Annotated in this window: 6 protein-coding genes; 5 read left to right on the top strand and 1 reads right to left on the bottom strand. The window is 73.0% G+C overall.

Annotated features, from left to right (window positions below; genetic code table 11):
* Nucleotides 1–136 precede the first annotated feature (136 nt).
* Entirely contained in the window at nt 137–877 is a 741-nt protein-coding gene (locus tag ACZ5D2_RS40660) for a 2OG-Fe dioxygenase family protein (protein ID WP_331733255.1), read from the bottom strand.
* A 202-nt stretch (nt 878–1,079) separates the two neighbouring features.
* Here ACZ5D2_RS40660 and ACZ5D2_RS40655 point away from each other — a divergent pair, with 202 nt between their 5' ends.
* Genes ACZ5D2_RS40655 through ACZ5D2_RS40635 form a run of 5 tightly spaced genes read left to right on the top strand, consistent with a single transcriptional unit; the run spans nt 1,080 to nt 8,264 of the window.
* Complete coding sequence (locus ACZ5D2_RS40655) at nt 1,080–1,313, top strand: acyl carrier protein (protein WP_280917659.1); 234 nt, start codon at nt 1,080–1,082, stop codon at nt 1,311–1,313.
* 16 nt (nt 1,314–1,329) lie between these two features.
* Complete coding sequence (locus ACZ5D2_RS40650; protein ID WP_331733264.1) at nt 1,330–5,358, top strand: beta-ketoacyl synthase N-terminal-like domain-containing protein; 4,029 nt, start codon at nt 1,330–1,332, stop codon at nt 5,356–5,358.
* Nucleotides 5,359–5,386: 28 nt separating this feature from the next.
* Nucleotides 5,387–6,988 carry a long-chain-fatty-acid--CoA ligase gene (locus ACZ5D2_RS40645; protein WP_468936745.1) on the top strand — a complete coding sequence of 534 codons (1,602 nt, stop codon included), beginning with the start codon at nt 5,387–5,389 and terminating at the stop codon, nt 6,986–6,988.
* A gap of 6 nt (nt 6,989–6,994) precedes the next feature.
* A complete protein-coding gene (locus ACZ5D2_RS40640; RefSeq protein ID WP_331733270.1) occupies nt 6,995–7,765 on the top strand; it encodes a thioesterase II family protein in 771 nt (256 codons plus the stop codon).
* 37 nt (nt 7,766–7,802) lie between these two features.
* Complete coding sequence (locus ACZ5D2_RS40635) at nt 7,803–8,264, top strand: nuclear transport factor 2 family protein (RefSeq protein ID WP_266845093.1); 462 nt, start codon at nt 7,803–7,805, stop codon at nt 8,262–8,264.
* Nucleotides 8,265–8,429 lie beyond the last annotated feature (165 nt).

Here is an 8,429-nt window from a genome sequence, read left to right as displayed (position 1 = left end):
CGTCGAAAGATCGTTCCCGAACGACGCCGTCTCCGACGTGAAACGGTCACCCGTCAGCTGCATACCGTCACCCGAATCACCCGCGAAACGGATGACCACACGGTCCACGCGGCGGATCTCGGCTCCGGTCGCCATGTCAGCCGCTCTGCTCGTCGCGGCGCAGCTCCGGCGCGTGCCGGTAGCCCAGGATCAGGACGTCGCGGACGGCCGGCTTCGCCGGGTCCTGCGCGATGATCGGGCGCACCGCGTGGAGGATCCGGGCGTCGGCCCAGAACATGGTGTCCATCTGCTCGGTCAGGGTGAACTCGGCCACGAGCTCCCTCTCCAGGCTGTAGACCTGGGATTCCCCGCCCCGGGCGTTGAAGCGGCCCATCAGGTGGATGGCTCCGAAGTCGACCTCGTCGCGGTGCGGGCCCTCGGGGGTAGGCTCCCCCGTCTCGTCCGGGGTGCTGATGATCCGGAACTGGTGGCACTGGACGTCCCAGGGGTCGTCGAGCCAGGAGTCCGCGGGGACCGGGAACTTCTCGAAGTCGGCGCGCAGGAGCCGCGTCAGGAGCGGGTTGTCCAGGGTGGCCCGGCTGAGGGGGGCCACGTCGCGGTCGATGCCGCCGGCGTAGTCGTTGGCGTTCATCGACTGGAAGTAGGGACGGTGCGGGCGCAGCCGGACCTCTCCGGTGCGGGGCACGAAGTAGAACCGGTCGTAGCGGCGCTCGCGGAAGCGGGACCCGCCCTTCAGGTACCGGTCCGTCTCCAGGTGTTCCCACTCGGCGGCCAATTCCTTGACGTGCTGCCTCAATTCGGCATCGATGACGAGCCGGTCGGCCGGCAGCAACGAATATCCATTGGCCCGCAGTTCTTCTCGTGCTTCGGTCTGCATGATTCGCTCCTCCACGCCGGATCTCACGCACTCGTGCATCCAGAGGTTCCCACAGCCGTACTGACGCTGAACTGACAGGGCCGACAGGTCAGGAGGACGTCAGCCGGTCGTCACGGCACCTGTGCTTCACTCGACCGGTATGACAGAACAATTAGTGTCCTCGCCCCGATCGGAACGCCGGACGGTTCTGGAAGAAATCGTCGTGGCGGAATTCAAGACGGCACTGCTCATGCCCGACGACGAAGAGCTGCCGCTGGAGGACAGCTTCTTCGAGCTCGGTATGACGTCCCTGCTGCTGACCCAGGTCAAGCAGCGGCTCGAAGACCGGCTGGGGCGGGGCATCAGCAGCACGGCCCTGTTCAACCAGCCCACCGTCGAGCGGCTGACCGACCATCTGGCCTCGGACGTGCTGGCCGACATCTTCGACGCGAATTGAGAGGGAGGCCGCCGCCATGCCGGGAACGCCGGACCCGCGGGATCCGTACATCATGCAGGGGATCAAGGAGATAAAGGAAAGGCTCGACGTCGCGGAGGAAACGGTCCGGCGACAGAAGAGGACCCTCGGAGAATTCCTTCTCGAAAAGCACGAGCCGATCGCCGTGGTCGGCGTGGGAATGCGCCTGCCCGGTCGGAACAATTCCCTTTCTGATCTCGATTCCTTTCTGCGGGACGGGCGTTCCGGTATCGGTCCACTGCCGCGCGACCGCTGGGTGCCGGAGGTGGCCGACGGCGACATCACCGCTCGCGCGGGCGGTTTCCTCGACCACATAGACGAATTCGACGCACAGTTCTTCAACATTCCCCCGAAGCAGGCCCCCTTCATCGATCCGGGGCAGCGGCTGCTGCTGGAGACGGTGTGGGAGGCCCTGGAGGACTCCGGCATCGATCCGGCCGTGCTGCGGCACGGCGACGGCGGTGTCTACGTGGGCGCCTCCCCCCTGGACTTCCCCCTGGAGCTGGAGGGGCTCACGGACGAGCAGCTCGACGGGAACCTGGCGACCGGGCTCGGGGCGTACTCCCTGTCGGGGCGGCTCTCGTACTTCCTGGGCTGGCGCGGCCCGAGCCTGACGACCGACACCGCGTGCGCGGCCTCGCTGACCGCCCTGCACCTGGCGGTGGAGGGGCTGCGGCGGCGCGAGTGCGGGATCGCGCTGTGCGCCGGGGTGAACACCCTGCACAACCCGCGTTCGTACGTGATCCTCTCGCACGCCCAGATGCTGGCCCCGGACGGGCACTGCAAGACCTTCGACGAGAGCGCGGACGGTTACGCGCGCGCCGAGGGCTGCGGGGTGCTGGTCCTGAAGCGGCTGTCGGACGCGGTGGCCGCGGGCGACCGGGTGCTGGCCCTCGTACGGGGCACCGCGATCGGACAGGACGGCGAGAGCGCGGGCCTGAGCGCGCCCAACGGCACGGCGCAGGAGGCCGTGATGCGGGCGGCGCTGGCCAACGCGCGGCTGGAGCCGGGTGACATCCAGTACGTGGAGGCGCACGGGACGGGGACCCCGCTCGGCGATCCGATCGAGCTGGGGTCGGTGAACGGGGTGTTCGGCGCCTCCCACGACAAGGACGACCCGCTGGTCATCGGCTCGCTGAAGGCCAACCTGGGACACATGGAGCCCGCGGCCGGGCTGGGCGGACTGATCAAGGTGATCACGCAGATGCGGGCCGGCACCTTCTTCCCGCACGTGTGGCGGAACCTATCCGGGCGGATCCCGTGGGACACGTACCCCATCGAGGTGGCGACGAAGGAGCGGCCCTGGAAGGCCCCGGTGCGCCGGGCCACCGTCAACGGCTTCGGCGTCGCCGGTGCCATCGCGGTCGCGGTACTGGAGGAGGCGCCCGCCCCGGACACCGCTCCGCCGGCCGGCACCGCGCCGCCGGCCGCGCGCGAGGAGGCGTACGGGCAGGTCTTCACGCTGTCCGCCAAGTCCCGGCCCGCGCTGCGGCTCCAGGCCGAACGGTACGCGCGGTTCCTCGCGGAGCACCCCGGCACCTCCCTCGCCGACCTGTGCCGCACCCGGGCCACCGCCCGCTCGCACTTCCGCTTCCGGGCGGCGGCGGCCGTCTCCTCCCTCGCGGAGCTCGGCTCGCGGCTGGAGCGGTGGAGCGCGCCGCCCAGGGACGAGGAGAAGCCCGACGCGTTCCGCAAGGTGGCCTTCCTGTTCACCGGTTCCGGTTCGCAGTACGTGGGCATGGGCCGGGCCCTGTACGGGCGCCACGCCGTGTTCACGCGCTGCGTCGACGAGTGCGACGCGCTCTTCGCCCCGCTGCTCGGGCGCTCGGTGGCCGCCGTGATGTTCGGCGACGCCGGGGACGCCGAGGAGACCCTGGCCCGTACGTCCTTCACGCACGCGGCGCTGTTCACCCTGGAGTACGCACTCGCCCGGCTGTGGCTGTCGTGGGGGGTGCGGCCCAGCGTCCTGATCGGGCACAGCGTGGGCGAGATCGTCGCGGCCACGGTCGCCGGTCTGTTCACGCTCGCCGACGGGGTGACCTTCCTCGCCGCGCGTTCCCGGCTGATCGAGTCGGTGTCGGCGCCGGGCGGGATGGCCGCCGTGGCCGCGCCCGCAGAGGAGGTGCGCCCGCTGCTCCTGCGGTGGCCCGAGCTGGCCGTCGCCGCCGTCAACGCGCCGGAGCAGTGCGTGGTATCGGGCGGCGCCGGGGCGCTGGCGGAGGCGGTGGAGGCGCTGCGCGCGCGGGACTGGACGGTGACCCCGCTGCACGTGACGGCGGCGTTCCACTCGCCGCTGATGGAGGAGGTCGCCGAGCCGCTGGCCGAGGTGCTGCGGGGGATCGCCTTCCAGGAGCCGCGGCTGCCGATCGTGTCCAACCTGACCGGCCGGGTCGCGGCGCCGCGGGAACTGGCGACGCCGGAGTACTGGGTGCGGCACATGACGCGGTCGGTGGAGTTCGCGGCCGGGGTGCGGACCATCGCCGAGCGCGGCCGGCACGTGTTCCTGGAGCTGGGTCCGTCCACGGCCCTGACCTCGCTGGCCCGGCAGGCCGTGCCGCAGGAGCAGCACCGGTGGCTGAGCTGCCTGCGCCGCAAGGACACCACGGGTGCCACCCTGGACGCCGCGCTGGCCGGCGCGTACACGGCGGGGCTGACCATCGCCTGGAACGAGGTCCACGCGGACGGTCCGGGGCGGCGGATCCCGCTGCCCGGCTACGCCTTCGACCGGCGCGCCTACCGGCTCCCGGCCCGCCCCGCGGCGCGCGCCGGGGCCGTCGGCGCCGGCCACCCCCTGCTGGGCCGCGAGGGCGCGCCGGCCGGCGACCGGCGGGAGTTCACGGCCCGGATCAGTGCGGCGGCCCCCGCGTACCTGGCGGACCACACCATCGGCGGCCAGGCCTTCCTGCCCGCGGCCGCGTACCTGGAACTGCTGCTGGCGGTCCAGGACGAGGTCCACGGGGACGCCGGCCGGGCGGTGGAGGACGTCCGCTTCCACGAGGCGCTGTTCCTCTCGGACCGGCCGACGCTGCTGCTGACCCGGGTGCGCACCGAGCCGGGCGGGCGGCTGTCCGTCGAGGTCTCCAGCCGGTCCGGGGACGAGCCCGGGGGCGTGGAACGGCTGCACGCGACGGCCGCGATCGCTTCGGAGGCCGCCGGCGCGGGCTCGCTGTCCGATCAGGGCCGGGCCCTGGTGGGCCTGCTGGGCGCGGTGCGGGGGGTGCGTTCCTCGAAGGCACTGGACGCCGAGGACGTGCGGGCCGCCTACGCCGAGGCCGGGCTGGAGTACGGGCCGCAGTTCCGGCGGGCCCGCTCGGTGACGGCGTACGGGCCGAACTTCGCGGTGACGGAGCTGTCCGGCGCGGACGTCTCCCGTGCCGAGCACCTCCCGCCGCCGTTGCTGGACGGGGCGACGCACGCCCTGGCCGCCCTCGCCGACGACGGCCGCCACTACGTGGCCACGAGCGTGGGCCGGCTGCGGACCTTCAAGAAGCCGCGCGGGGAGGCGTTGCGCTCCGCCGTGCGGGTCACGTGGGCCGACCGTCCGGACACCGCGGCGGGCGACGGCCCGGCCTTCACGCTGGACCTGCTGCTGCTGGAGGACGGCCCCGAGGGCGCCGGCCGGCCGGTGGCGGAACTGTCCGGGATGGGCTTCACCCGGCTGCCGGACCGGCCGGTGGAGGTGGCCGCCGGGGCCGCGGAACCGGCCGCGTCCGCGCCGGTCGACGTGGAGGCGCTGACGGCCGCGCCGCCCGAGGAGCGGCGGGCCGCGCTGGTCACGCTGGTGCGGGCCACCGTCGCCGCGCTCCTCGCGGTCGACGACCCGGAGTACGTCGACACCCGGGCGAGCTTCCTGGAACTCGGCGTGGACTCGCTGACCGCGATCGTGCTCAGGACCCGGCTCCAGACGCGGCTGCGCGTCCCCCTGGTCTCGTCGGCGGTCTTCGACCACCCCTCGGTGGAGGAGCTCGCCGAGGTCCTGTCCCACCGGCTCGCACCCGCGCCCGTGGTGGCGGCGTCGGCCCCCTGAGCAACAGCCAACGACACAAGGGAACCCCATGGACAACCGTACGGAGGACCGGACCCTCGCCGCCCGCGCCGCGCTGCACGCCCGGACCCGGCCCGACCGGCCGGCGGTGATCTGCGAGGACCGCACGCTGACCTACGGGCAGCTGCACCGGGAGAGCAACCGCACGGCGCACGCGCTGCTGGACTCGGGTCTGGCGGCGGGCGCGCGGGTCGGCTACCTGGGCCGGGAATCGGAGCACTACTACGACCTGGCGCTGGGCTGCGCGAAGAGCGGGGCGGTGCTGGTGCCGGTGAACTCGCGGCTCACGGCCGGCGAGGTCGAGCACGTCCTGAAAGACTCGCAGGCCGAACTCCTCTTCGTGGAAAGACAGTTCAGGCCGGTCGTGGACCGGCTGCGGCCGGTGCTGCCCCGGCTGGTCCGCATCGTGGAGATGGACTCCGACGGCCATGTGGCGGGCGGGTTCCTCGACTGGAAGCGGGGGCGGCCGGACACGGAGCCGGACCCGGCCGCCGCGGCCGGTTTCGACGACCCGGTCGCGCAGCTGTACACGAGCGGGACGACCGGGCTGCCCAAGGGGGTGGTGCTGGCGCAGCGGACCTTCTTCACCTTCATCGCCGACACCCGGGCGGCGGGGGTCGACTGGATCGACTGGCGGCCCGAGGACCGGGGGCTGAGCTGCTTCCCCGGTCTGCACACCTCGGGCTTCGGCTGGTTCATGCACTCGTTCAACGCCGGCGCGACCACGGTGATCATGCGTCAGTTCATCGCCGACGAGGCCACCCGGCTGATCGAGCACCACGGGATCACGACGCTGTGGGCGGCGCCCGCGATGCTGCGGATGATGCTGACCGAGCGGGGCACGACCCGTGACACCTTCCGTTCGCTGCGCAAGGTGGTCTACAGCGGCTCCCCCATCGACCGCGAACTCCTGCTGACCTGCATCGACGTGCTGGGCTGCGAGCTGGCGCAGGGCTACTCCTCGGCGGAGGCGGGCAGTTTCGTGACCTGCCTTGCGCCGGAGGACCACACCCCGGACAGCCGGGTCCTCGGCTCGGCGGGCCGGGTCTGCCCCGGCAACGAGGTGCGGATCCTGGACGGGGAGGGCCGGGAGCTGCCGGCGGGCGAGGTGGGCCGGGTGGTCATCAAGAGCCCGGCGCGCTTCCTCGGGTACTGGCGGCTGCCGGAGGTGACGGCGCAGGCCCTTTCGGGCGCGTCGGGCGAGTGGCTGTCCATGGGCGACATGGGGCACCTCGACGCCGACGGCTACCTGTTCCTCGTCGACCGGGTCAACGACACCATCATCGTCGCAGGTCAGAACATCTATCCGACGGAGGTCGAGAATGCCCTGCGGGCCCACCCGGCGGTCGCCGAGGTCTCCGTGTACGGAGTCCCGCACCCCGACTGGGGCGAGGCCGTACGGGCCGCGGTGGTGCTGCGCCCGGGAGCCGAGGCCACCCCGCGCGAGTTCCTGCGGTTCATGAACGGGCGGATCGCCGGGTTCAAGATCCCGACGGGGTACGACATCGTGGCCGCGCTGCCGCGCAACCCCACCGGGAAGGTGCTGCGGCGGGTGCTGCGCCAACGGCACACGGCCGCCGCCGCCTCGCCCGCCCCGGCCACGGCGGCGTAGAGCGCGATGGAGACCCTGGGCCCGCTGCCCGAGGTGCAGGGCGCGTCGCGGTGGCTGCATCCGGCCGACGCGGAACCGGACGCGGAGCTGCGGTTGTTCCTGCTGCACCACAGCGGGGGCGGCGCCTCCATGTACCGGGAGTGGCCCGCGCGGCTCCCCGGGTCGGTGTCCTGCCAGGCCGTGCAGCTGCCCGGCCGTCAGGAGCGGCGGCGCGAGGCCCCGTACACGCGGCTCGGTCCGCTGGTGGAGGCCCTCGCTCGGGTGGTCTCGGACGAGCTGGACGGGCGCGCGTACGCGGTGTTCGGGCACTCGATGGGGGCACTGCTGGGCTACCGGCTGACGGTGGAGATGGAGCGGCGGGGCCTTCCGGCCCCGGCGCTGCTCGCCGTGTCGGGGTGGGCTCCCGAGGGGTTCTCGGCGCCGGCGGCGCTGTCCCGGGACCCCCTCGAAGCGCTGCGCCTGCTGGGCGGGCTGCCGGCTGCGGTCGAGGCCGACGCGGAGCTGCTGGCGGCGGCGGTCCGGGCCATGGGTGCCGACGGCGCGGTGTGCGCGGACTTCCCGGACGACGGGGCGGCCGTGGGCTGTCCCGTCGTCGCGTACTCCGGGCGCGGGGATCCGCTCCTCGCGCCCGGGGCCATGCGGTCGTGGGCCGGTCGGACCCGTGACTTCCTGGGGTGCCGGACCTTCCCCGGGGACCACTTCTACCTGCGGACCCACGCCCGCGCCATCACGGCCGACCTGGCCCAGCTGCTGCCGCGGTACGCCGCGGGGCCCTGACCGGGCGGCGTCCCCGCAGAACCGGAGGTACATCGTCATGCTGCCCCGACCCAACGAACTCCTCGCGCGCTACGTCGCGTTGTGGAACGAGACCGACGCGCAGCGCCGGCGCGACATGGTGCACGCCCTGTACGCGCCCGACTGCACCTACGTCTTCTACCGCAAGGACCCGATCCGGGGGCACGCGGCGCTCCTGGAGCAACTGGCCTACACGCACGAGGTGTACGGCCCGATGGGGTACGAGTTCCGGTCCTCGAACAACGCGACCGGCCACCACGACGTCGTCCGGTTCAACTGGGTGATGGTCTCGGCGGCCACGGGCGAGATGGAGATGTCCGGCCAGGACATCGTCGTGCTCGCCGAGGACGGGCGAATTCAAGCCGACTACCAGTTCCACGACCGGATGCCCTCGTCGTTCGTCTACAACGACGGCTACGAGGAGCACGGGGTCGCCGTCCGCGCGGCCCAGCCCCGGCGCACCGGTGTCCCGAGCCCCTGACGGGGGCCCCGTGCGCGGACGGACCGGCCCCGGGGGGGGGGGGGGGGGGGGGGGGGGGGTGGGGGGGGGGGGGGGGGGGGGGGGAGGGGACCCCCCCCCCCCCCCCGCAGGGGAGGCCCCCCCTCGCACCCCACCCCAAAAACACCAGAACCCGAAAAAAGACCC

The sequence above is a fragment of the Streptomyces sp. NPDC031479 genome, from assembly GCF_055581065.1.
The sequence above is the reverse complement of the archived record's forward strand: the minus strand, read 5'-3'. Positions and strand labels throughout refer to the sequence as shown.